The organism is Nocardia sp. NPDC059154 (assembly GCF_042755705.1).
Classification (GTDB): Bacteria; Actinomycetota; Actinomycetes; order Mycobacteriales; family Mycobacteriaceae; genus Nocardia.
Genome location: NZ_JBHZCS010000012.1, coordinates 149,258 through 171,142 on the forward strand (window position 1 = coordinate 149,258; position 21,885 = coordinate 171,142).

Sequence of the window (21,885 nt, forward strand, 5' to 3'; positions counted from 1 at the left end):
TGCCTCTAGAGTTATAAGTGTGGATCTACTGCAGCTGCGCTATTTCCGGATGGTGGCCCGCACCGAGAACGTCACCCGGGTGGCGGAGGAACTCCGGGTGGCCCAGCCCTCGCTGAGCCGGACCATCACCCGGCTCGAAAACGAGCTGGGCGTACCGCTTTTCGACCGGCAGGGACGGCGGTTGCGGCTGAACCGCTTCGGCGCGGCCTTCCTCGCGCGGGTGGATCGCGCCCTGGACGAACTCGACGGTGCCCGCCGGGAGCTCGACGATCTGGCCGGGCTGGAGCGGGGTGCGATCACGATCGGGGCGGAGAATCTGCGCGTCGTCCAGAATGTGATCGCGGACTTCCTGCAGGCGTATCCCGGTGTGCGCGTTCAGCTGTTCTCGGGCACCGCCGCGCAGGTGTCGGCCCGGCTGGCGGCCGGCGACCTCGACCTCGGGGTGGTGTCGCTGACACCGGACGCACCCGACCTGGCCGGGCAGGAATTGCTGGACGAGGAAGTGCTGCTGGCCGTTTCGCCCGGCCACCGGCTCGCCGACCGGGATCGGGTCACCGTTGCCGAGCTGGCGACCGAACCCTTCATCACGACCTCACCCGACTACTGGCAACGCACCGTGCTGGATCGCGTCTTCGCCCGCGCCGGGCTGCGCCCCACGATCGTCTGCGAAGGCGACGAGCCGTCCGCGATTCGCGGCCTGATCGCCACCGGCTTCGGCATCGGCCTGCTCCCGGCCATGGCGCGCGACTACTCCGGCCCGGCGGTGGCCTGGCTGCATCTCGACGACGTCTACTGCCGCCGCACCCTGCACCTCGTTTGGCGCACGGACGCCTATCTGCCACTGGCCGCCAGGCGTTTTCGCGAACTCGCGGCCGACCGCTTCGCGAAGGACCGACCTGGCGCGCCGGGGTGAATCACCTCTGCGCGGTGATGGCCTCTTCGGCATTGCCATTGACGAGTGGCCACGCGAAAATCATCGGCCCCCGCCCGGGAACTTCGCGTGAACCGGCGCGGAATTCGGTGAATCAGTCGGTGGCCCGGTGGCGCTGGTAGTAGCGGGCGACCCGGACGCGGTTGCCGCACCGCTCGGGCGAGCACCACTGGCGGCGCGGATGCGCGGGCAGGAAGAGCATGACGCAGTCCTCCGCACCGCACTGCCGCAGGCGATCGATGGCCGGATCGGTGAGCAGGGTCGCGGCGGCATCGGCCAGGTGCGCGGCCAGCCGGGCGACCGGATCGCCGAGACGCGCCACGGTTTCGGTGACGGCATCGCCGTTCCAGTCCAGGCGGCGAATGGCGGGTGCGGCCGATTGCGCCTCGGCGAGGCCGCGCAGTGCGGCAGCCGGCGGGCGGCGAGCGTGCAGCATCGCGTCCAGCGCCGCGGCGGTGTGGTCGCGCACCGCGTGGACGGCGGCCAGGTCGGCCCCGGTGAGGCGCTGCGGCGGCGGCTCGGGTAGGCGATCGGCCTCCAGGCGCAGCCAATCCGCCAGCCGCTCAGGGGTTTCCAGCAGGTCGGCACCTGTGGGCCGGGTGTTCACCAGGTCCAGTGCGAGGGGTTCACCGATCAACGGTTCGAGATCAGCCACGTCGCTAATGCTACCTCGAGCCGTTGACACATTAGCCGGAATCGGCGTAGAACTAATGCAACATCGCCGATAGAAAGCATGTGAAGCCGTGAGCGCACTCCCCCAGGTCCTGCACCCGCTCTCCACCGTCCGGCACGGCCGCCTCGAGGTCGATGGCTTCGAGGTCTTCTACCGGGAGTCGGCGCCCGCCCGCGCGGACGCCCCGGTCCTGTTGCTACTGCACGGTTTTCCCACCGCGTCCCACCAGTTCCGCCGCCTCATCGACGCCCTGGGCGACCGCTACCGCCTCATCGCTCCCGACTATCCCGGTTTCGGAAACACCTTCGCCCCCGCGGATTTCGACTACAGCTTCGACCACCTGGCCGACATCATCGAGGGTTTCGTCCAGCGGCTGGGCCTGACCAGCTTCGCCATGTACATCTTCGACTTCGGGGCGCCCATCGGCCTGCGCCTGGCCACCCGGCATCCGGACTGGATCACCGGTCTCATCGTCCAGAACGGCAATGCCTACGAAGCCGGTTTGTCCGAGGCCGCACAGGGTTTCGTGGCCCTGCGCCCCGACCATGAGGGCGACGAGGAGGTCATCCGCGGCCTGCTCACCCTCGAGGGCACCCGCGGCCAATACGAAACCGGCGTCCCCGACCCGGCCCTGCTCGACCCCGACGCCTGGACCCTGGATCAGCACTACCTCGATCTCCCCGGTCGCAAGGAAGCCCAGGTGGCCCTGGCCTTCGACTACAAGTCGAACGTGGCCCGCTACTCCGAATGGCAGTCCTGGCTCCGCACCTACACTCCCCCCACCCTCATCACGTGGGGCGCGAACGACCCCTTCTTCCCCGCCCCGGGCGCGCACGCCTACCTGGCCGACCTCCCCGATGCCGAACTCCACCTGTTCGATACGGGCCACTTCGCCCTGGAAACCCATGTCTCCGAAATCGCCGGGCTCATCGCCGATTTCCTCGACCGTCTACCCACACCCGCACGGTGACGCGAGGAACCTCGCCCCGCCACGACGACAGGCCCCGCGCGGGCGGGGCCTGTCGAATGATGCTGGCGGCGTGGATCAGTGGGCCTCGCGCGGCGCGTGCGGGAGCAGGAAGGCCAGGCAGAAGGCCGTGACGCCGAGCCCGATGCCGACGAGCGTGACGTGCTCCATGCCGATCAGCGCATTGCCGCGCGGGGCGCCGCCGAGGTGGGTGAAGCGGTTGAAGAACACGGTGCCCAGCACCGCGACGCCGAGCGCGCCGGCCAGCTGCTGCACAGATTCCAGCAGGCCCGAGGCCGAGCCGACCTCGTCGTCCTCGATCTCGCCGACGATGATGCTGAACATCGGGACGAACACCATGCCCATACCGAATCCGACGACCAGCAGCGGACCCGCCAGCTCCCAGGCGTTCAGGCCGGTGCCGACCAGGTGCAGCACCGCGTACAGGCCGGCCAGTCCGGCGGTCATGATGCCGACGCCCAGGTGCAGCACCTTGCGACCCAGCTTCGGGGCCTCCGCGCCGATGGCGGAACCGAAGAAGGAGCCGAGGGCCCAGGCCGCCATGGCGATGCTCGCGCCGATCGGTGTGTAACCGAAGCCGAGCTGCAGCATCAGACCGAGGCCGAGCGAGAAACCGATGATGCCGATGAAGAACACCGTCTCGAAAAGCACTCCGGCACTGTAGGACCGGCGCCCGAACACACTCAGCCGCACCAGCGGGGTCCGGCCGGCGGCGGTCCGGAACCGCTGCTGCGCAACGAAGATCCCGAGCACCGCGACACCGATCACCGGCATGATCAGGCTCCAGACCGGCCAGCCGTGCTCACGACCCTGCATGAGCGGATAGATCAGCAGCCCGACACCCGAACCGGCCAGGACGACACCGAGCAGATCGAGGCCACCGGTGCGGTCCCCGCCGCGCCGGGGCAGCGCCGCGATACCCCCGATCAGGGCGAAGAGCCCGAGCGGCACATTGATCCAGAAGATCGACCGCCAGCCGGTGCCGAGCAGATCCACCTTGATGAGCAGCCCGGCGACGATCGGCCCGAGAATACTCGCGACGCCGAGGGTGGTGCCGAACGCCGCCCATGCCCGGGGCTGATCCGCGGTGTCGGGGAACAGATCCCGGATCATCCCCAGGCACTGCGGCACCATCACCGCGGCCGCCGCGGCCTGCGCGACCCGCCCACCGATCAGCGCCTCCGGCGAGGCGGCCAGCGAGCAGGCCACCGAGGCGAGCACGAATCCGACTGTGCCGCCGAGGAACATCCGCCGGCGCCCGAACAGGTCGCCGAGCCGTCCACCGGTCAGCAGCCCGACCGCCAGTACCAGCGTGTAGGCCGCGGCGATCCACTGCATCGTGGCGTAGCTGCCGCCCAGATCGCGCCGGATCATCGGCAGCGCGACGTTCACGACATTGGTGTCGAGCATGTTCATCAACGTCGCGCCGATGATCGCGGACAGCCCCAGCCACCGGCGGGCGGGTGTGGCGACTGGTGTGGATTCGGCCGTGACGGGCGGTGTGAGGGCGGTGGCGGTGGACATTGCGGGCTCCTTTCGATGGAGCAATAGTATCTACAACACTAGTTTCTAAGCAACTAGTTTCGAGGATATGCCCTAGCGCGACCCGGGACCGGCAGAAGGACGCCGGACCCGCGAGCCGGGATCACGAGGCGGTGTGGCCGATCCCGTTGTCGCTCATGGCATCAATGCTTCCGGTAAACACCGGGCCGCCACATCACGAGGATTCGTTATTCACCGGTGCACCCGCGGCCGTGACCCAGGAAAGGCAAGGGGCCCGCGGAAATCCGCGGGCCCCTTGCCTTTCCGGATGTCTCCGGAGCCGATCAGGAGTTGTAGATCGCGTCCACGTCGGCCGCGTACTGCTTCATGACGACGGCACGCTTCAGCGACAGCTTCGGGGTGAGCTCGCCGCCCTCCTGGGTCCAGTCGACCGGGAGGATGCGGACCTTCTTGATCGCCTCGGCGTGCGACACCAGCTTGTTGGTGGCCGCGACCGCGTCATTGATCTCGCCGACCAGGGCCGGGTTCTCGATGACGTGCTCGATCGGGGTGTCGGCGGGAATCCCGTTGCGCGCCTTCCACGCCGGCAGGGCTTCCGGGTCGAGGGTGACGAGGGCGCCGATGAAGGGCTGGCCATCGCCGACCACCATGACCTGGCTGATCAGCGCGTTCTGGCGCAGCGAGTCCTCGAGCATGGCCGGGGAGACGTTCTTGCCGCCGGCGGTGACCAGGATTTCCTTCTTACGGCCGGTGATCGAGACGAAGCCCTGCTCGTCGATGGCGCCGAGGTCGCCGGTCTTGAACCAGCCGTCGGCGTCGAAGGCGTCGGCGCTGGCCTCGGGGTTGTTCCAGTAGCCGCCGAACACGACCGGACCGCGGATGAGCAGCTCGCCGTCCTCGGCGACCTTGGCGCCGTGGCCGGGCAGCGGGCGGCCGACCGAACCGACCTTGATGTACTTGGGGGTGTTCACGCTGACGGCGGCGGTGGACTCGGTGAGGCCGTAGCCCTCGTAGATGGTGACGCCGGCGCCGCGGAAGTAGTGGCCCAGGCGCGCGCCCAGCGGGCCGCCGCCGGAGACGGCGGACTCGCACTGACCGCCCATGGCCTCGCGCAGCTTGGCGAAGACGAGCTTGTCCAACACCATGTGCTGCAGCTTGAGCACGATGTTCGGGCCGCCGTTCTCCAGCGACTGGCTGTACTGGATGGCGATCTCGGTGGCGTAGTCGAAGATCTTGCCCTTGCCGCCGTCGTGCGCCTTCTGCTTGGCGCCGTTGAACACCTTCTCGAAGACGCGCGGCACCGAGAGGATGAAGTTCGGCTTGTACTGCCCGAACTGCTCGACCAGGGTGGACCAGTCGGCGGTGTGGGCCACGGTGACACCGGCGTCGAAGGCGGCCAGCGCGACCGCGCGGGCGAAGACGTGGGCCAGCGGCAGGAACAGCAGCGACTTGCGGCCTGGCAGCAGGAACTCGCTCATGGCGGAGCGGTCGGCGGCCGACTCGGCGTACAGGTTGGCGTGCGAGAGCATGACGCCCTTGGGCCGGCCGGTGGTGCCGGAGGTGTAGATGAGGGTCGCCGGGGAGGCGGCCTTCACCTGGGCTCGGCGCTCGTGCACGACGGCGTCGTCGAGGTCGGTGCCGCGGGCGACGAGGTCGGCGATGGCGCCCTTGTCGATCTGCAGGACTTCCTTCAGATTGCCCAGTCCGCCTTCGATTTCCGCGATGGTGGCGCGGTGCTTGTCGTTCTGGACAACGGTGAGCTTGGTGGCCGAGTCCTCGAGGATCCAGCGCGCCTGCTCGGCGGAGGAGGAGTCGTAGATGGCGACGGTGCAGCCGCCGGCCGCCCAGATGGCGAAGTCGAGCACGACCCACTCGTAGCTGGTCTGGGCCATGATGGCGACGCGGTCACCGAGCTCGACGCCGGAGGCCACCAGGCCCTTGGCCACCTCGGTCACGGTCTTCGCGAACGTCGCCGCCGTGACGTCGTTCCAGCCGCCCTTGCCATCCGGGGTATTGAAGACGACCAGGTTGGGGGTCTTCTCCGCATGCCGGAACGCACCGTCCGACATGTTGGCGTTCTCCGGAATGGTGTAGGTAGCCGGGACTTCGAACTCTCGCATCGCTGCCCTTCCACAGTGGGTTTACTGGCGGGTAATCTACGCCACGCTCACAGGTAACTCCCGGCGGACCGCCCGAACCGGTTGTCGGACGGTCCCGCGTTATGTCTTTTCCCTATCCTATTGACCGGCTCTGCGCTGGTCGAAGGGCGTGCCGGAGGAACTGTCCGAGCTCGACGGTCACGGCCGCGGCGGGGGCCACGAGACTCGCCTGCAACTGGGCGACGTGCCACAGTCCGCGGGTCTCGGTGAATTCGGCCGGCACCCCGACCGCCCGCAGTTGCGTGACCAGCCGCGTGCACTGGGCGTGCAGCAGTTCGTCCACGTCGGCCTGGACATAGGTGGGCGGCAGCCCGGACAGGTCGGCGAGCAGCGGCGCGTATCCGGTGTCGGTGCCGTCGCCCGCACCCAGATAGGCGGCGGCACAGGCCCGCGACCACAGCTTGTTGATGACCAGATCGCGGTTCCGGACCGGTAGCTCGTTCGGGTCGGCCCAGGGCGCGATCAGGCCGAGTGCGGCCGGTACCAGCCGGTGCCGGTCGCGCAGCCGCAGCGCCAGCGCCAGCGAGAGCCCGCCGCCGGCCGAATCACCGGCCACCGCAATGCGTTCCGGCCGATAGCCGGCCGCCACCAGGTCCAGGAAGGCCGCCTCGGCATCGTCGAGCGCCGCCGGGAACGGGTGCTCGGGAGCCAGCCGGTAGTCCAGAACCTGGACGGCGCAACCGGTTTCCCGCGCCAGATAGGCCGCCAGCGACCGGTGCGTGGCCGGCGAGCAGACGGTGTAACCGCCGCCGTGCAGGTACAACACGGTGGCGTTGTCGGAGACCGGCCCGACCGTCACGCGTTCGGCCGGGCGGCCACCGAGTTCGACGTGCTCCACGTGGGTGCCCCGCGGCGCGCGCTGCGCCACCGAGCCCCAATCCATCAGCGCCCGTTGGACACTGAACGGCAGCCGGTGGTTGAGCACGATCCGGAAGAGCGGATTCAACGCGGCGCGGACGATGGGCAACGGCAGTGTCACATGGGGCATGACCGAGCGTCCTCTATTCGTCTCTGGCTTACGGCAGGAAGCGCTTCTGCACCACGGCGGAGATGCGCTGGTAGTACGAGGCGGTGGTGCGCACGAAAAGGTCGAGGGCCTTGGCCTCCCAGCCGATGAGCACCCGGCCGTGGCCCTTGCGGACGGCCTCGGTAATGGTCTGCGCGGCCATTTCCGGGGTGTGCAGGGCCAGCTTGCTGTCGAAGAGGGCGGCCATGTTCTTCTGGTTGAGGCCCTCGGCGACGGTGGCATTGCGGGCGACGGCGGTCTTGATGCCGCCGGGGTGCACGCAGGTCACCTTGACCGGGGTGCCGTTCATGAGCATTTCCTGGCGCAGCGCCTCGGTGAAGCCGCGGACCGCGAATTTGGCCGAGTTGTAGGCACTCTGGCCGGGGACCGCGATCAGGCCGAAGAGGCTGGACACGTTCACCACGTGGCCGTCGCCGGATTCGATGAGGAACGGCAGGAACGCCTTGGTGCCGTTCACGACGCCCCAGAAGTCGACGTCCATGATGCGCTCGATGTCCTTGAAGGCGGTGTCGAGCACATCGCCGTGGTGGGCGATGCCGGCATTGTTGTAGATCTGGTTGACCTTGCCGAAGTGCTTCTTCACCTCATCGGCGTAGACGAGCACGGCCTCGCGCTCGGCGACGTTGAGCGGGTCGGATTTGATCTCGACGCCGTACTTCTCGCAGCGTCGCACGGTTTCGGCGAGGCCCTCGGCGTCGATGTCGGACAGCGCCAGGTGCGCGCCGCGCCGGGCCAGGTTCTCCGCCAGGGCGCGGCCGATGCCGGAACCCGCACCGGTGATCACGCAGACCTTGTCCTTGAAGTAAGCGTCATTGCTCACGGTTACCGCCTTCGGTTGTCTGGGTTGGGTGACTAGTCGGCCTGTGCGACAGGCTCGGTGGTCGTGTCGTACGCCGAGACATCGAAGTGCTCGAGCAGAGTGCGGAACCGGAAGGTGAAATCCGGCCACAGTGTGGTGTTGTTGCCGTGCTTGTCGAGATACCAGGAGGCGCAGCCGCCGGTGCTCCACACCGCACCTTCCAGTTTGCGCTGCAGGCCGGCGTTGTATTCGTCCTGCACGTCCCTGCGGACCTCGACGGTCCGCAGGCGTAGCTTGTCGAACTGCGCGATGGCGTCGGAGATGTAGTTGATCTGCGACTCCAGCATGAACACCATCGAGGTGTGCCCCAGGCCCACGTTCGGGCCCAGCATGAAGAACATGTTGGGGTAGTTGTTGATGGCCGAGCCCTTGTAGCCCTGCTGGCCGATGGCGTCGAAGACCTCGGAGAGCGTGCGGCCGTCGCGGCCGGTGACGGTGTCGTAGACCGGCGAGTCGGTGACATGGAAGCCGGTGGCCACGATGATGGCGTCGACCTCGCGCTCGGTGCCGTCCTTGGTGACGATGGAGCCCGGGCGGATCTCCTTGATCCCGTCGGTCACCACGCCGACGTTGTCGCGGCTCAGCGCCGGGTAGTACTCGTTGGAGATCAGCATGCGCTTGCAGCCGATGCGGAAGTTCGGGGTGACCTTGCGGCGCAGCTCCGGATCGCGCACCTCGGCGAACAGCTTGGCGCGGGCGATGGCCTCGAGGCCGAGCATGGCGGGCGGGAACTTGGCCAGCCCGACCACCTGGGTCTCGCGGGAGGCGTAGATCCCGGCGCGGTAGAGGCTGCGCAGCGCGGGAATGTGCTTGAGCGCGAACTTCTCCGGGGCCAGGTACTCGCGGTCCACGCGGGGCAGCAGCCAGGGCGCGGTGCGCTGGTACACGTCCAGGTGCGCGACCTGGCCGGCGATGCTGGGGACGATCTGGATGGCGGAGGCGCCGGTGCCGATGACGGCGACGCGCTTGCCGGTCAGATCGGAGTCGTGGTTCCAGCGGGCGGAGTGGAAGATCTCGCCCTGGAAGTCGTTGATGCCCTTGATATCCGGCAGGTTGGGCTCGCAGAGCGCGCCGACGGCGGAGACCAGGATGTCGGCGGTGAAGGGGCCCTGGCTGGTCTGGATCTCCCAGCGGGCGTCTTCGGCGTTCCACCGGGCGCCGGTCATCTCGCAGTCGAAGATGTGCCGGTCGCGCACGCCGTACTTGTCGGCGACGCCCTGGATGTAGCGCTGGATCTCCGGCTGCTTGGAGAACGAGCGCGACCACTCCGGGTTGAGCGCGAACGAGTAGGAGTACAGCTGGGAGGGCACGTCGCAGGCCGCGCCCGGGTAGGTGTTGTCGCGCCAGGTGCCGCCGACATCGCTGCCACGCTCCAGCACGAGGTAATCGGTGCGCCCCTGCTGGCTCAGCCGGATGGCCAGGCCCAGGCCCGAGAACCCGCTGCCGACGATGATCACGCGGGAGTGCCGGACCGGCCGGTTGCCGACAGCTTTGTCTGTAACCTTGCGACTCATGTATCCGAGCGTAGGGTCTTATTGAGCAGGAGTCAACAGTATTGACTCACGTTCAGTAAGACCTGAGACATGACAAGATGGCCTGACGTTGGACCGATGACCAAGGAGCGCGCCGTGAGCAGCAGACCGGACAGCCGGGGCAAACGCGTGCGCCTGAGCCCCGGCGAACGTCGCGAGCAGTTGATCACACTCGGCGCCCGCATGCTGGGTGAGCGTGCCCTGGACGACATCTCCATCGGCGAGATCGCCGAGCAGGCCGGCATCTCGCGCGGCCTACTGTTCCACTACTTCCCCACCAAGCAGGATTTCCACCTGGCGATCATCCAGCACGCCAATGCCGAACTGCTGGAACGCACCTCGCCCGACCCGACGCTGGCGCTGTTCGACATGCTCCGTGACTCGGTCGAGCGCTACATCGACTACGTCACCGAGAACCGCACGTCCTACCTGGCCCTGCTCCGCGGCCCGGCCAGCGCCAGCCCCGAACTGGTCGCCCTGGTCGACGCCACCCGCATGGCCCTGGTGGACCGCATCATCGCCGAGGCCCCCATCCCCGCCGACGACCCCGACCGCCCACGCCTGGGCCTGGCCGTCCGCGGCTGGATCGCCTTCGTCGAGGAAACCACCCTGACCTGGCTCCGCGAGGAACCCATCACCCGGGAGTCCCTGGTCGACATGCTCGTCGCCTCCCTCCCGGCCCTGGCCCTCAACGCGGATCTCGCTGCGGCCCTGCGGCAGTGACGCGGGAACCTAACGGACTCTGACCGCGAACGCGATGGCCGGCTCGTCCCGGTCCGGCCACCGCCCCGTCACGGCGGCGACGATGAGCGCGGCCGCCAGCGAGCTGTGGACAATGGTCAGTGCGCGATAGAGCTCGTCGACCGCTGAACATCCGGACGGTATTTCGGGTGCCGACATCGGTCACACCTCCCGAGGGTTTTGCCCCAGATCCATGATGGGGAGACTCCTCGAGGGTGACACGGTGCGGGTGTAAGAACGCCTGAAAAATCAGGTCTCTCAGAAGGATTTCGGGAATCATTCATCCAATTCCGCGAATCGACGCAGTTTTTCGAGGTCCCGGACGTGGACGTGCCGGTTGTTCAGGCGCACCAGGTCGGCCTCCCGCATCTCGCGCATGGCCAGCCCCACCGCGTCCACACCCGCGCCGACGAGATTGCCGAGCTCCTCGTAGGACAGTCGCACGGTGATCTCCCACCCCGCTTCCGCAGGCCGCCCGCAGGATTCGACGAATTCGACCAGCAGGCGGGCGAGCCGGATGTGCACGTGGCAGCCGCCGAAGTCCAGGCGCCGCTGATCGGACCAGGCCAGCCGATCCGCCAGCGAGCGGCACAGCACCAGCGAACCGTCCGGATGGGATTCCAGGAACGCCATGAACACCGGTCCCGGAATGCGGTGCGCGATGGTGGCGGTGCACACCGTCGCGGTATTGGACCGTGGCGAATCCGGTACCAGCGCACCCAGTTCGCCGATCACGTCGCCGCTGACCCGGATCGCGAAGAGCTTGCCGTCGGCCGCGGTGATCTTCACGCACGCCGACAGCGTGCGATCCCGCGAGCGCAGCAGGTACACCGTGGTGCCGGGTTCGCCCTGGCGCATGAGCACGGTGCCCGGCGGGCAGTAGGTCTGCACGCCGAGCTGGAGCAGGTCCTGGCGGCTGCGCGCACACAGCCGTTCCATGAAAGTCCCCGTAGGCCAGGGCCAATCGCCCAGATGCCCGCCGCCTGGTGGGTTCACAGTCGTATCCGGTTCCGTACCGCCGTGGGAAGCTGCCCCGATCCATCCACGGTAGGCGAGCGAAACCGGTTGCGACGCAGGGGACGCCGAGGTGTTACGGATTCACGACCGGACGGGGGTCACAGAGCGTGCGCGTCGAGCCAGACCCGGGCGACGGCGGCGGGGACGGCACCCTGGTCGCGGACCTGGTGGATCATGTCGGCCAGGTCGGTGGTGGTGAGTTCGCCGGCAACATAGTTGAGTTTGCGGAGTTGCTGGTCGGTCAGGGCGGATTTGCGGATGACCGGGAGGACCATGGCGGCGCGGAACGCGTAGTCGGGGTCGGCGAGTGGGGCGAGGTCGGCGCCGCCGTCGGGGAGGAAGGCGGGCGGGCCGGGCAGGACGGCCAGCTGGATTTCCCCGTCGGAGAGGGCTTTTCGCAGGTCGGTGTCGGTGTCGAAGGTGACCGGGTGGGTGATCGCGCAGTGATAGACGGTGCGCAGCGGGTCCAGGACATCGCGTTGCGTGTCGAGCGGGGCGCGCAGGGCGTCCAGCGGCGCGCCGGTGTCGATGCCGATGGTGAGCTCGGCGCAGCGCGCGCCCAGGTCCTTCAGCGAGGACGGCAGGCCGTCGGGGCGGGCGGCGGCGGCGACCACGGTCGGGCGCAGGTCGGTGCCGTCGGCGGCATCGGAGTCGACGACGCCCTCCGGAAGCGCCTTGGACAGAGCCGCATTCACCTCGTCCGGTTTGGTGGCGGTCGCGGTGGAGTTCAGGGCGGTCAGCAGATCTCCGCTGACATCGCCGAACAGCGCGATCCGGTCGGCGTCGAGGGCCGCGAGCAGATCCGTGCGCTGTCCGATCCGATCCTCGACCCGGGTGCGCAGTCCGGTGCGGGCCAGCGCACCCGCGTAGATCTCGGCGATCATCATCGATTCCGCCGAATTCCCCGCTCCCACCGTCAATACCGGTCCGGTGCCCGAGCTGCCGCAGGCCACCGCCGCCGCGGCGACCGCGACGACCAGCAGCGCCGACCCGAGGCGGGGCCGCCGCGCGAGGCGGAGCGAGCGGGCGCGACGGCCGAGGGCGCGCGGTGCGGAGGAGTCTGTGCCGGACACGCGCAACAGTCTGCCGCCCCACCCCTCCCCCGTGCGAAACCGACCCGCGCATGAGCGCACCGCGGGGTTCCGCGCAGCTCGAGCCGAGAGGTTCCGCCGCTGGAAACGACCCGGCAGGATGGCTCGACCGTATCCGCCAAATGCACGAAACCGACCACAGGTAGGCAACGTTCGCAGGAACAGCCGGGCAATATGGACAGTTGAGTCTGTTTCAGGGGTGGAATCCGCCCCGCCCGCGCAGGCACCCCGCTCGGAAGGACGACAGTGCACTCGCTCATCACCACCCGCGCCGACGGCAGGCGCACCGCCCGGACCGTACTCCGAATTCTGGCCGCGTCGGTGGCGCTGGCCGCGGCCATGGCGCTGTCCGCCTGTGGCGGCTCCAAGTCCAATCCGCTCGGCGGTGGCGGCGACTGCGGCAGCGACGCCAACAAGGTGACTGTCGGCTCGGCCAATTTCCCGGAATCCGAGACGGTGGCCGATGTCTACGCGGAAGCCTTGCGCACCAACGGTTTCGGTATCGACACCAAACTCAATATCGGCAGCCGCGAAGCCTACGTCCCCGCGCTGAAGCAGTGCGCCATCACCCTCATCCCGGACTACACCGGCAATCTGCTGCAGTACCTGGACAAGTCGAGCACCGCCACCACCCCCGACGAGGTGAACGCGGCACTGGCCAAGGCGCTCGGCGATCAGCTCGCCATCGGCACCCCCGCGCCCGGTGAGGACTCCGACGCCGTCGTGGTCACCAAGGCCACCGCCGACAAGTGGAACCTGAAGAGCATCGCCGACCTGGCGGCGCACTCGGCCGAGGTGAAATTGGCCGCGCCCGCGGAGTTCTCCGAGCGCCCCGGCGGCCTGCCCGGCCTGAAGAAGAACTACGGCCTGGACATCGCGGCCGCGAACTTCGTGCCGATCGCCGACGGCGGCGGCCCCGCCACCGTGAAGGCGCTGACCGAGGGCCAGGTCACCGCGGCCGACATCTTCACCACCTCCCCCGCCATCGCCGCCAACAACCTGGTGGCGCTGACCGACCCGAAGCACAACTTCCCGCCGCAGAACGTGGTGCCGCTCTACAACACCGCCAAGAAGAGCGACAAGCTGACGAAGGTGCTCGACGCGGTCTCCGCGAAACTGACCACCGCCGAACTCATCTCGCTCAATACCGCTGTCTCCGGCAGTAGCAAGACCGAACCGGCCGCCGCCGCCAAGCAGTGGGTGGCCGCGCAGGGGCTCGACAAGCCGATCGTCTAGGGAGGGCCGAACACGGTGTCCGACATCGAATTCACCGGCGTCAGCAAGACGTATCCGGACGGCACCACCGCCGTCCACGACCTCGACCTGCGCATCGAATCCGGGTCGTTCACCGTGTTCGTCGGGCCGTCCGGCTGCGGCAAGACCACCTCCATGCGCATGATCAACCGCATGATCGGGCCCACCAAGGGCACCATCACCGTTGGCGGGCGGGACATCTCACGCAGCAATCCGGTCGAGCTGCGACTCGGCATCGGCTACGTGATCCAGAACGCGGGCCTGCTGCCGCACCGCACCGTGGTCGACAATGTGGCCACCGTGCCGGTGCTGCGCGGGCAGTCCCGTCGCGCGGCCCGCCGGGCGGCGCTCGAGGTGATGGACCGGGTCGGGCTGGATCGCGGCCTGGCGCAACGCTATCCGGCGCAGCTGTCGGGTGGCCAGCAGCAGCGCGTGGGCGTGGCCCGGGCGCTGGCCGCGGACCCGCCGATCCTGCTGATGGACGAACCGTTCAGCGCCGTCGATCCGGTGGTCCGCACCGAACTCCAGAACGAGATGCTCCGGCTGCAGGCCGAACTGCACAAGACCATCGTCTTCGTCACCCATGACATCGACGAGGCCATCAAGCTCGGCGACCACATCGCCGTCTTCGGCCCGGGCGGCTACCTCCAGCAGCACGATGTGCCGCGGACCGTGCTCGCCCAGCCCGCCACCGACTTCGTGGCCGGCTTCGTGGGCCGCGACCGCGGTTACCGGGAGCTGTCCTTCCGGGCGGCCGATACCGTTCCGCTGCACGAACTCTCGACGGTCACGCCGGAGGAGGTGCCCGGCGTCCGGCTGGCGCTGGGCGAATGGCGGCTGGTCATCGACCGGGCCAAGCGGCCCATGGGCTGGATCGACACCACCGGCGTCGAGGGCGTGCGCGCCGGGCACGCGCTGACCGACAGCATGGCCGCGGGCGGCTCGCTCTTCCCGCAGGACGGCGATCTGCGCCAGGCGCTCGACTCCGCCATCTCCTCGCCGTCGGAAATCGGTGTGGCGGTGGATGATTCCGGGGCGGCGGTGGGCGCGATCTACGCGCGGGACGTGCTGGAGCAGCTGCACCGGCAGCGCACCGCCGAGGAGGCCGAACGCAATCGGGTCTTCTTCGAGGAGCCCCGGTGAGGTACCTGATCGATAATTTCGACGAGATCGCCGGATACGCCCGCACCCATCTGTATCTGGCCCTGCTGCCGCTACTGCTGGGCCTGGTGATCGCGATCCCGGCGGGCGCGCTGGCGCATCGGGCGCGCTGGCTGCGGCGGGTCACCACCACGGCCGCCAGTGTCGCGTACACGATTCCGTCGCTGGCGCTGTTCGTCATACTCCCGCCGCTGCTGGGCCTCGGCGTCATCGATCCGCTGAATGTGGTTATCGCGCTGACCATCTACTCGGTGGCGCTGCTCATCACGGCGGTCCCCACCGCCCTGGATTCGGTGCCCGCCGACACCCTCGACGCCGCCGATGCCATCGGCTACCCGCGCTGGCGGCGGGTGCTCACCGTCGACTTCCCGCTCGCCCTACCGGTTTTCATGGCCAACCTGCGGGTCGTGGCCGTCACCAATATCTCGATGGTGACCGTCGGCGCGCTGATCGGAGTCGGCGGGCTCGGCAAGCTGTTCACCCAGGGCTATCAGCGCGACTATCCGGACGAGATCGTCGCGGGCATCATCGTGGTGCTGGTGCTGGCCCTGATCGTGGACCGCCTGCTGTATCTGCTCGGCCGGGTGGCGACGCCGTGGCTGCAAGGGCGTGCGGCATGAGCCTCTTCCTGGATGCCTGGCACTTCCTCACCGATGGCGCGAACTGGTCCGGCCCGGCCGGCATCGGACGCCGCATTCTCGAACACCTCTGGTACAGCCTGCTGGCCGTGGGCCTGTCGGCGGTGATCGCGGTGCCGATCGGCCTGCTGATCGGGCACACCCGCCGCGGGTCGGCCGTCATCGTCGGCTTCGCCAACTCCATGCGCGCGCTGCCGACCCTGGGCGTGCTGACCTTCGTGGTGTTGCTCATGGGTCTGGGCCTGACCCCGCCGCTGCTGGCGCTGCTCACCGTCGGTATTCCGCCACTGCTGGCGGGCGCGTACGCGGGCATCGCGAATGTGGACCCGATCGTGGTCGACGCCTCGCGGGCCGTGGGCATGAGCGAACCCCGGGTGCTGTTGCGGGTCGAGCTGCCCAATGCCATGCCGGTGCTGCTCAGCGGCTTGCGCGCGGCCACCCTGCAGGTGGTGGCGACCGCGACCATCGCCGCGTACGTGAACCTGGGCGGGCTGGGCCGCTACATCTTCGACGGCATCAGCCTCTACCGCTACGACAAGGTGCTCGTGGGCGCGATCCTGGTGGCCGCGCTGGCACTGATTCTGGACGGTCTGCTGGCGTTCGTGGTGTGGCTGAGCGTGCCGGGAACCGGCCGGTTGCGCCGGCTCACGGGTCGCTTCCGAAACGTGCGCATTGACCTTCGGGTGTGATCGGGGTCACGATGTCTCCTGGCACACCCATCCCGAGACAGGAGGTTGCAGTGAAGGCTCGCGACATCATGCACCGGAGTGCGGAATGCATCCCCGCTGATGAAACCCTTGATCGCGCCGCTCAGCTGATGCGCAACATGGACGTCGGCGCGCTCCCCATCTGTGAGGGCGACACGCTGATCGGCATGCTCACCGACCGTGACATCGTCGTGCACTGCGTCGCCATGGGACACGACCCCAGCCGGGTCCGGGCCGGTGATCTGGCTCAGGGCCGCGTGTGGTCGGTCGATGTCGACACGGATATGAGTACCGTCCTCGACGTCATGGAACGGAACCAGATCAAGCGCATGCCAGTTCTCGATATGCGCAAGGGCAACCAACTGGCCGGCATGATCTGTGAATCCGACCTTGCCAAGAACATCGACGACAGGAAGCTGGCGGAATTCATTACCGCCGTCGCGGTCCCGCACTAAAGCCCGGGAGGCGTCCCGGTTCGCAGCGGATTCACAGGCGCAGGCCTGAGAATTGCCGGGTGCAACCGGGACGCATTCTTGTCATCGAAGATGCCGAGGCCATTCGGGCCGCGGTAGGAGCCGGACTGTCCGCCGCCGGGCACGAGGTGCTCACGCGTGCGGACGGCGGCCTGCTGGAACAGGACCTGGCCCAGTTCCGGCCCGATGTCGTGGTCCTCGATGTGATGCTGCCCGGCCGCGACGGCTTCGCCCTGCTGGAATCGGTGCGGGCCCGCTCGGCGGCCGGCGTGGTCATGCTCACCGCCCGCGACGGCGTCGAGGACCGGGTGCGCGGACTGCGCGCCGGCTCCGACGACTACGTGGTGAAACCCTTCGACCTCGTCGAACTGGTGGCGCGGGTGGACGCGCTGCTGCGGCGGATGGGAAAACTCCAGAGCCGCATCATGATCGGCGACCTCGAGGTGGACGTGGACGCCGGTGGCGCGCGGCGGGCCGGGCACGAGCTCACCCTGACCGCCACCGAATTCAAGCTGCTGGCCTACCTGGCCGCGCAGCGGGACCGGGTGCTCACCAAGACCCAGATCCTCACGGCCGTCTGGGGATACGAGGACTACGACCCCAACCTGGTCGAGGTGCACGTTAGCGCGCTGCGCCGCAAACTCGAGGAACACGGTGAGCGGGTGGTGCACACCGTGCGCGGCCTCGGCTACACGCTGCGGGTGCCGCGGTGAGAACGGTCTCGCTGCGCGGCCGCGTAACCCTCACGGCCGCACTGGTTTCCGGCATCGTCCTGGTGCTGGTCGCGCTGAGCGTGCACGCGCTGTTCGGGGTGGTGGTGACCCGCAGCGAGAACACCGTGCTCACCGACCGCGCCCAGCTGGCCAGACAGCTCGCGCAGGAAGGGGTTTCGCCGGAGGATCTGATCACCCGGGTGGACACGCATTCGGTGCGGGTCCGGCTGGTGCTGCCCGACGGACGCACCTTCGGCAGCCTCGACCACCGGCTGGCGGAGGACAGCACCACCAAGACCCGCCTCATCAAACTCACCGGGCCCGGGACGCTCAACGACGGCCGGCTCACCCTGCAGGTGGACACGCCGCTGATCGCCCGGGTGCAGTCGCGGCTGGGACTGCTGCTGGCCCTGGCCACCACCGGTGCCATCGCGGTGATCTCGCTCGGGCTCTGGCTCGGGGTGCGCCGTGCGCTCGCGCCCCTGGACGCCATGACCCGGCTGGCCCGCGATATCGCGCACGGCCACCTCGGCCGCCGCCTCGAACCATCCCGCACCGATACCGAATTGGGCCGCACCGCAGCCGCTTTCGACGAGATGCTGGATGCCCTGGAGGGCGCGCTGCGCGACACCGCCGCCGCCGAGGCCCGCGCCCGCGCCTCCGAGCAGCGCATCCGGGTGTTCGTCGGCGACGCCGCCCACGAACTGCGCACCCCCATCACCGGCGTGCGCTCGCTGGCCGAGGCGGTGTTCCAGCAGCCCGCGGACACCGATCCCGAGGACCGCCAGCGCATGCTGCTGCTCCTCGTTCGTGAGACCCAGCGCGCGGGCCGCCTGGTCGACGACCTGCTGGACCTGGCCCGCATCGACGCCGGCCTGCAGCTCCGGCTCGAACCGGTGGACCTGTACGAGCTGACCGCCACGCATCTCGACCGTATGCGAATGCTGCACCCGCACACCGAATTCCGGCTCACCGGCGAGGCGGCCACCGTGCCCGCCGATCCCGAGCGCATCACCCAGATCCTGACCAACCTGTGCAGCAACGCCTGCCAGGCCATGAAGGACGACGGCAGCGTCACCGTCGAGCTGCGCGCGCATGCCGATGCCATCGACGTCGTCGTCTCCGACAGCGGCCCCGGCATTCCGGCCGGGGATCGCGAGCGTATCTTCGACCGCCTGGTCCGTCTCGACCATGCCCGCCACCATCGCCCGGACGGTTCGGGTCTGGGCCTGGCCATCGCGCGCGGCCTGGCCCGGGCGCACGGCGGCGACCTGACCTGTGCCGGCCCCGCCCCCGGCACGACCGGAGCCGTCTTCGTCCTCCGCCTGCCCCGCAGCGCACCGCCGGCTCGCCCGTGATCACCGGGGTTGCCGAGGTTGCCAGCGTGTGGCTGAAGATCACCTGAAGATGGCCGGCCGATTCAGGCCGCCTTCAGCTTTCGCGGGCAGATTCGGTGGGGACCACAACCCACGAACCTGGAGTGAGAATGAAACGCACCCTTGCCGCGGCCCTGGTCGGCGCCGCCGGAGCGGCCGCCATCGCCCTGGCCGTGCCGGGCACCGCCTCCGCCGACACGCCGCAGTGCAGCCCGCAGGCCGCCGCCGCGGCCCGCGCGGACGCCGCCCCCAAGGTGGCCGCCTACCTGGCGCAGCACCCGGATGTGGCCGCCGAGATCGCCAAGGTGAAGACCCTGCCCAAGGACCAGCGCCGCGCCGAACGGCAGGCGTGGCGGCAGGCCAACCCGCAGGAGGCGCAGGACCTGAAGGCCGCCCGCCAGGCCGTGATCGACTATCACAAGGCCTGCGGACGCCACCAGTAAGCGGTCACCACGTACGGGCCCGGTCGAAATGACCGGGCCCCGTGCGCATTTCGGCGCGCTTTCGATCGATCAAACGCGGGACAGGTCGAACTTCCCCGCCATGACCGCGCCCACGAACGCATCCCACTGACCGGCGGTGAAGACATGCGCCGGCCCGGCGGGATTCTTGGAGTCACGGACACCGACCCGGCCCCCGACCAGGAACGCGGCCTCAACACACTCCTTGCCGCCGCCGCTCTTACTGCTCTTGAACCAAAGTGCTTCGCGTAGTTCGTCGTTCACAAAAACTCCCTTACTGCATTGCGCACCAGTTGCCTGCTGCTCATCTCGTCCAACGCTGCTCGCTGGAGAATCCTGAAGGCGGATGCGTAGCTTTCAACGATGTCCGACTTCTCCGTGTACATGTCCGTCGAGAACCCCTCTCCGTACACGGTCGGCGGCTCGGCCGGATCGCCTCGGCTGTCGAGCTTCGCCTCGAGGATCACGAATGGACCGGTCTGACGACCCGTCGGCATTCCCGCGGAGAACGGAAGGACCCGGAGGGAGACGTTGGGCCGGGTGCTGGCTGTGGCGAGGTACTCGAGCTGGTTTGCCATTACCTTCGGCCCTCCGATGACTCTGCGCAACACAGTTTCTCCGAGGATGACGTTGAACTGGATCGGGTTGACATCACGGGTGATCGCGCGTTGTCGCCGGGCCTTCAACTCGAGTCTGCCGCCGAGCTTGGCTTCGTCGTCATCGGGATAGGCGTCGCTGGTCAGGACCCGCGCATAGGGACGAGTCTGGAGCAGGCCAGGTACCAGATCCGGCTGGAACGACGTCACTATCCGGGCGTTGTATTCCATGTCGACATACAGCCGGAAGTCTTCGGGGATAACCGAACCGAACTCGTGATACCAGCTCTTGACCGCCGCCTGCTGTGCCATGGCACGCAGGGTGACCGCCCAGTGGTCGTCGACCTCGTACAGACTGATCAGCTTGTCTAGGTCGTGTATGCGAATCTTGGCCGTTTCGCCGACCTCGATCCGCTGGAGAGTGCTTGTGCCCCACTCCATGACCTTCGCCGCCTGACTCAGAGTCAACTTCGCCGACTCCCGCGCTTCGCGCAGGTACCGCCCCAACTGGCGGCGCGTGAGGGTACTCGTGTTCTCGGGCATGGGTTTTCCCGTTCTGATGCCGTCGCAGTTCCCAGATTTCGCGGGCCTTGATTTCAGGATCGAGAAAATCGTCCCACCGACTTCGGGACGCGCGCTGGGGAAACAGGAAACTCGATCTGGATTTCCAGTTTTCAGTTTTCATGCCGCCGGAACAGGAGTGAGCTTCGAGGCAGACCACGACGCCGCCGAGAGGACTTCAGATGGTCACCTACCCGCAAACGGTCGGAGGATGGGTCGCCGACGGTTGTCACAACGACCGCATCTGGCCGGTCAGTCGCCAACGCGCCGAAGGGATTCTGGTAATCCACGCCACCTGCGAACCGCCGTGCCCGCGCTCGGAGAGTGCCCGCAAGTATCTCGAGGAAGGTGCGAGCCGATGCCCACATGCGCAGGCATGACCGGTGAGAGTCCGGTCGAACGGCAGGTGTGGCTGTACCGGGAGCTCTACGGTCTGCCCTGTCGGGTATCGGGCACCCGAATCACGCTGTCCACCAGCGATGTCAGCGCGATCAATGCGCCGAGCGGCCTTGCGGCGCTGATCGACGATGAACTGTTCTGGAGCAAGAAGGTCACGCCGATCCTGGACGAGGGAACCGGCAGCGGCGGCTTGATCCTGCTGGCCGCCCCGAGCCCGCTCGACATGACCGGCTGCGCCGCCGATCTCCGCCGTCGCGCGCAGTGCGAGTTCCTGCCGCCGGGAAGGCAAATCACCCTCCCCTCCACGCTCCCGCCCAGCGGACCCGAGCCCCACTGGTTCAGATACCCGCAGTCGGAGAGGCTCCAGCCCATCACGGCGGTCCTACGAGCGATCCGCATCGTGCTCCGCGACATTCCCCGCACCTACCCCGCCTAGCCAGGAGAGGACATCATGGTCACCGAAATCATCACCACCGCAACTACTTTCATGTTCCTCGCATGGCATCTCGCGCAGACCGGCCGACGATACCTCCCCAGCCCACGCATCCCCGACCACCGCTCGGTCGCCGCAATCCGAGCCCGCATCGAAGGCGAAAAACGCGTGGCCGCGGCCGCGAGACGCGAGGCCGCCCGATTGGCGACCCAGCTCACGACCACACCATGACAACCCGGCCGCCCGCCACCCCAGAACCTTTCTATCTACTGCGATTTACGTTGTCGGCAAACGCAATTCATGCACTCCAAAGGCTGGTGCATGAGCCACCGCTCCGACTCGGCGCCCTCGCACCCATCTGTTGAACCCGGTGCGCCCTCAGCAGCGGGCAGATCAGCTCTCGCGCCGGGCCGCGTCCACGATCCACGCCGCGATCTGAGCGCGAGAGGTGAACCCGAGCTTGGTCAGGATGTGCTCGACGTGGGCATCTGCGGTGCGCTGGGAGATCACCAGCCGGGATGCTATCTGCTTGTTGGTGAGCCCGTCGGCGACCAGGTCCGCCACTTGGCGTTCACGTTTGGTCAATGTCGTC

25 protein-coding genes are annotated in these 21,885 nt (G+C 68.2%); 13 read left to right on the forward strand and 12 right to left on the reverse strand.

All coding sequences use genetic code 11. From position 1 onward, the window contains the following. Window positions 1-19: 19 nt before the first annotated feature. Window positions 20-913 (forward strand): LysR family transcriptional regulator, encoded by an 894-nt coding sequence (locus tag ACFXN1_RS13690; protein WP_379443560.1) that lies wholly within the window; start codon window positions 20-22, stop codon window positions 911-913. Between the two features lie 112 nt (window positions 914-1,025). Here ACFXN1_RS13690 and ACFXN1_RS13695 read toward each other — a convergent pair whose 3' ends face one another. Then, entirely contained in the window at window positions 1,026-1,586 is a 561-nt protein-coding gene (locus tag ACFXN1_RS13695; protein ID WP_379443558.1) for a CGNR zinc finger domain-containing protein, read from the reverse strand. Between the two features lie 88 nt (window positions 1,587-1,674). Here ACFXN1_RS13695 and ACFXN1_RS13700 point away from each other — a divergent pair, with 88 nt between their 5' ends. Further along, window positions 1,675-2,574, forward strand: a complete 900-nt coding sequence (locus ACFXN1_RS13700) for an alpha/beta fold hydrolase (protein ID WP_379443557.1) — start codon at window positions 1,675-1,677, stop codon at window positions 2,572-2,574. A gap of 75 nt (window positions 2,575-2,649) precedes the next feature. Here the strand turns inward: ACFXN1_RS13700 and ACFXN1_RS13705 are convergent, their stop codons facing one another. From ACFXN1_RS13705 to ACFXN1_RS13725, 5 genes are all read right to left on the reverse strand, one after another. After that, window positions 2,650-4,116: an MFS transporter gene (locus ACFXN1_RS13705; protein WP_379443556.1), complete on the reverse strand. Its 1,467-nt coding sequence runs from the start codon at window positions 4,114-4,116 to the stop codon at window positions 2,650-2,652. Window positions 4,117-4,418: 302 nt separating this feature from the next. Beyond that, window positions 4,419-6,215 carry an AMP-dependent synthetase/ligase gene (locus ACFXN1_RS13710; RefSeq protein WP_379443554.1) on the reverse strand — a complete coding sequence of 599 codons (1,797 nt, stop codon included), beginning with the start codon at window positions 6,213-6,215 and terminating at the stop codon, window positions 4,419-4,421. Between the two features lie 112 nt (window positions 6,216-6,327). Further along, window positions 6,328-7,242 carry an alpha/beta hydrolase gene (locus tag ACFXN1_RS13715; RefSeq protein WP_379443553.1) on the reverse strand — a complete coding sequence of 305 codons (915 nt, stop codon included), beginning with the start codon at window positions 7,240-7,242 and terminating at the stop codon, window positions 6,328-6,330. Between the two features lie 28 nt (window positions 7,243-7,270). After that, on the reverse strand, window positions 7,271-8,101 hold the full coding sequence (locus tag ACFXN1_RS13720) for an SDR family NAD(P)-dependent oxidoreductase (RefSeq protein WP_379443552.1): 831 nt from the start codon (window positions 8,099-8,101) through the stop codon (window positions 7,271-7,273). A 32-nt stretch (window positions 8,102-8,133) separates the two neighbouring features. Then, window positions 8,134-9,654 (reverse strand): flavin-containing monooxygenase, encoded by a 1,521-nt coding sequence (locus tag ACFXN1_RS13725; protein ID WP_379443551.1) that lies wholly within the window; start codon window positions 9,652-9,654, stop codon window positions 8,134-8,136. 114 nt (window positions 9,655-9,768) lie between these two features. On the opposite strand from ACFXN1_RS13725, the gene ACFXN1_RS13730 reads away from it, so the two are divergent. Beyond that, entirely contained in the window at window positions 9,769-10,395 is a 627-nt protein-coding gene (locus ACFXN1_RS13730; RefSeq protein ID WP_379394087.1) for a TetR/AcrR family transcriptional regulator, read from the forward strand. A 9-nt stretch (window positions 10,396-10,404) separates the two neighbouring features. Here the strand turns inward: ACFXN1_RS13730 and ACFXN1_RS13735 are convergent, their stop codons facing one another. From ACFXN1_RS13735 to ACFXN1_RS13745, 3 genes are all read right to left on the reverse strand, one after another. Further along, window positions 10,405-10,572, reverse strand: coding sequence for a hypothetical protein (locus ACFXN1_RS13735; protein WP_379443549.1), 168 nt, complete (start codon window positions 10,570-10,572; stop codon window positions 10,405-10,407). A gap of 117 nt (window positions 10,573-10,689) precedes the next feature. Further along, complete coding sequence (locus ACFXN1_RS13740) at window positions 10,690-11,352, reverse strand: Crp/Fnr family transcriptional regulator (RefSeq protein WP_379443548.1); 663 nt, start codon at window positions 11,350-11,352, stop codon at window positions 10,690-10,692. 176 nt (window positions 11,353-11,528) lie between these two features. Further along, on the reverse strand, window positions 11,529-12,503 hold the full coding sequence (locus tag ACFXN1_RS13745) for a glycine betaine ABC transporter substrate-binding protein (protein ID WP_379443547.1): 975 nt from the start codon (window positions 12,501-12,503) through the stop codon (window positions 11,529-11,531). A 357-nt stretch (window positions 12,504-12,860) separates the two neighbouring features. Here ACFXN1_RS13745 and ACFXN1_RS13750 point away from each other — a divergent pair, with 357 nt between their 5' ends. From ACFXN1_RS13750 to ACFXN1_RS13785, 8 genes are all read left to right on the forward strand, one after another. Continuing rightward, entirely contained in the window at window positions 12,861-13,757 is an 897-nt protein-coding gene (locus tag ACFXN1_RS13750) for an ABC transporter substrate-binding protein (RefSeq protein ID WP_379443569.1), read from the forward strand. A 15-nt stretch (window positions 13,758-13,772) separates the two neighbouring features. After that, window positions 13,773-14,918 (forward strand): ABC transporter ATP-binding protein, encoded by a 1,146-nt coding sequence (locus ACFXN1_RS13755; RefSeq protein ID WP_379443545.1) that lies wholly within the window; start codon window positions 13,773-13,775, stop codon window positions 14,916-14,918. Continuing rightward, on the forward strand, window positions 14,915-15,556 hold the full coding sequence (locus tag ACFXN1_RS13760) for an ABC transporter permease (protein WP_379443544.1): 642 nt from the start codon (window positions 14,915-14,917) through the stop codon (window positions 15,554-15,556). The genes ACFXN1_RS13755 and ACFXN1_RS13760 overlap by 4 nt, the downstream gene beginning before the upstream one ends. After that, window positions 15,553-16,263, forward strand: a complete 711-nt coding sequence (locus ACFXN1_RS13765; RefSeq protein WP_379443542.1) for an ABC transporter permease — start codon at window positions 15,553-15,555, stop codon at window positions 16,261-16,263. Before ACFXN1_RS13760 ends, ACFXN1_RS13765 begins: the two co-directional genes overlap by 4 nt. Continuing rightward, a complete protein-coding gene (locus tag ACFXN1_RS13770; RefSeq protein ID WP_379443541.1) occupies window positions 16,260-16,736 on the forward strand; it encodes a CBS domain-containing protein in 477 nt (158 codons plus the stop codon). Before ACFXN1_RS13765 ends, ACFXN1_RS13770 begins: the two co-directional genes overlap by 4 nt. Before the next feature lie 59 nt (window positions 16,737-16,795). Further along, window positions 16,796-17,467 carry a response regulator transcription factor gene (locus ACFXN1_RS13775; protein ID WP_379379768.1) on the forward strand — a complete coding sequence of 224 codons (672 nt, stop codon included), beginning with the start codon at window positions 16,796-16,798 and terminating at the stop codon, window positions 17,465-17,467. After that, window positions 17,464-18,825 (forward strand): sensor histidine kinase, encoded by a 1,362-nt coding sequence (locus ACFXN1_RS13780; protein WP_379443539.1) that lies wholly within the window; start codon window positions 17,464-17,466, stop codon window positions 18,823-18,825. Before ACFXN1_RS13775 ends, ACFXN1_RS13780 begins: the two co-directional genes overlap by 4 nt. Before the next feature lie 128 nt (window positions 18,826-18,953). Continuing rightward, on the forward strand, window positions 18,954-19,286 hold the full coding sequence (locus tag ACFXN1_RS13785) for a hemophore-related protein (protein WP_379394071.1): 333 nt from the start codon (window positions 18,954-18,956) through the stop codon (window positions 19,284-19,286). Window positions 19,287-19,355: 69 nt separating this feature from the next. Here the strand turns inward: ACFXN1_RS13785 and ACFXN1_RS13790 are convergent, their stop codons facing one another. Together ACFXN1_RS13790 and ACFXN1_RS13795 are read right to left on the reverse strand one after the other, a co-directional pair. Then, window positions 19,356-19,568 carry a DUF397 domain-containing protein gene (locus ACFXN1_RS13790; RefSeq protein WP_379379774.1) on the reverse strand — a complete coding sequence of 71 codons (213 nt, stop codon included), beginning with the start codon at window positions 19,566-19,568 and terminating at the stop codon, window positions 19,356-19,358. Next, a complete protein-coding gene (locus ACFXN1_RS13795; protein ID WP_379443538.1) occupies window positions 19,565-20,443 on the reverse strand; it encodes a helix-turn-helix domain-containing protein in 879 nt (292 codons plus the stop codon). The genes ACFXN1_RS13790 and ACFXN1_RS13795 overlap by 4 nt, the downstream gene beginning before the upstream one ends. 376 nt (window positions 20,444-20,819) lie before the next feature. Between ACFXN1_RS13795 and ACFXN1_RS13800 the strand changes: the two genes are divergently transcribed. Further along, window positions 20,820-21,296 (forward strand): hypothetical protein, encoded by a 477-nt coding sequence (locus ACFXN1_RS13800; RefSeq protein ID WP_379443537.1) that lies wholly within the window; start codon window positions 20,820-20,822, stop codon window positions 21,294-21,296. Window positions 21,297-21,311: 15 nt separating this feature from the next. Next, entirely contained in the window at window positions 21,312-21,524 is a 213-nt protein-coding gene (locus ACFXN1_RS13805; protein WP_379443535.1) for a hypothetical protein, read from the forward strand. 162 nt (window positions 21,525-21,686) lie between these two features. Here the strand turns inward: ACFXN1_RS13805 and ACFXN1_RS13810 are convergent. Further along, a partial coding sequence (locus ACFXN1_RS13810) for a response regulator transcription factor (protein WP_379443534.1) occupies window positions 21,687-21,885 on the reverse strand: 199 nt, incomplete at its 5' end.

Coding starts and splice junctions, on each gene's coding strand:
- ACFXN1_RS13795 (WP_379443538.1), bottom strand. CDS start 20,443: ATGCCCGAGAACACGAGTACCCTCACGCGCCGCCAGTTGGGGCGGTAC.
- ACFXN1_RS13705 (WP_379443556.1), bottom strand. CDS start 4,116: ATGTCCACCGCCACCGCCCTCACACCGCCCGTCACGGCCGAATCCACA.
- ACFXN1_RS13800 (WP_379443537.1), top strand. CDS start 20,820: ATGCCCACATGCGCAGGCATGACCGGTGAGAGTCCGGTCGAACGGCAG.
- ACFXN1_RS13735 (WP_379443549.1), bottom strand. CDS start 10,572: ATGTCGGCACCCGAAATACCGTCCGGATGTTCAGCGGTCGACGAGCTC.
- ACFXN1_RS13725 (WP_379443551.1), bottom strand. CDS start 9,654: ATGAGTCGCAAGGTTACAGACAAAGCTGTCGGCAACCGGCCGGTCCGG.
- ACFXN1_RS13750 (WP_379443569.1), top strand. CDS start 12,861: ATGGCGCTGTCCGCCTGTGGCGGCTCCAAGTCCAATCCGCTCGGCGGT.
- ACFXN1_RS13785 (WP_379394071.1), top strand. CDS start 18,954: ATGAAACGCACCCTTGCCGCGGCCCTGGTCGGCGCCGCCGGAGCGGCC.
- ACFXN1_RS13715 (WP_379443553.1), bottom strand. CDS start 7,242: ATGCCCCATGTGACACTGCCGTTGCCCATCGTCCGCGCCGCGTTGAAT.
- ACFXN1_RS13740 (WP_379443548.1), bottom strand. CDS start 11,352: ATGGAACGGCTGTGTGCGCGCAGCCGCCAGGACCTGCTCCAGCTCGGC.
- ACFXN1_RS13765 (WP_379443542.1), top strand. CDS start 15,553: ATGAGCCTCTTCCTGGATGCCTGGCACTTCCTCACCGATGGCGCGAAC.
- ACFXN1_RS13805 (WP_379443535.1), top strand. CDS start 21,312: ATGGTCACCGAAATCATCACCACCGCAACTACTTTCATGTTCCTCGCA.
- ACFXN1_RS13710 (WP_379443554.1), bottom strand. CDS start 6,215: ATGCGAGAGTTCGAAGTCCCGGCTACCTACACCATTCCGGAGAACGCC.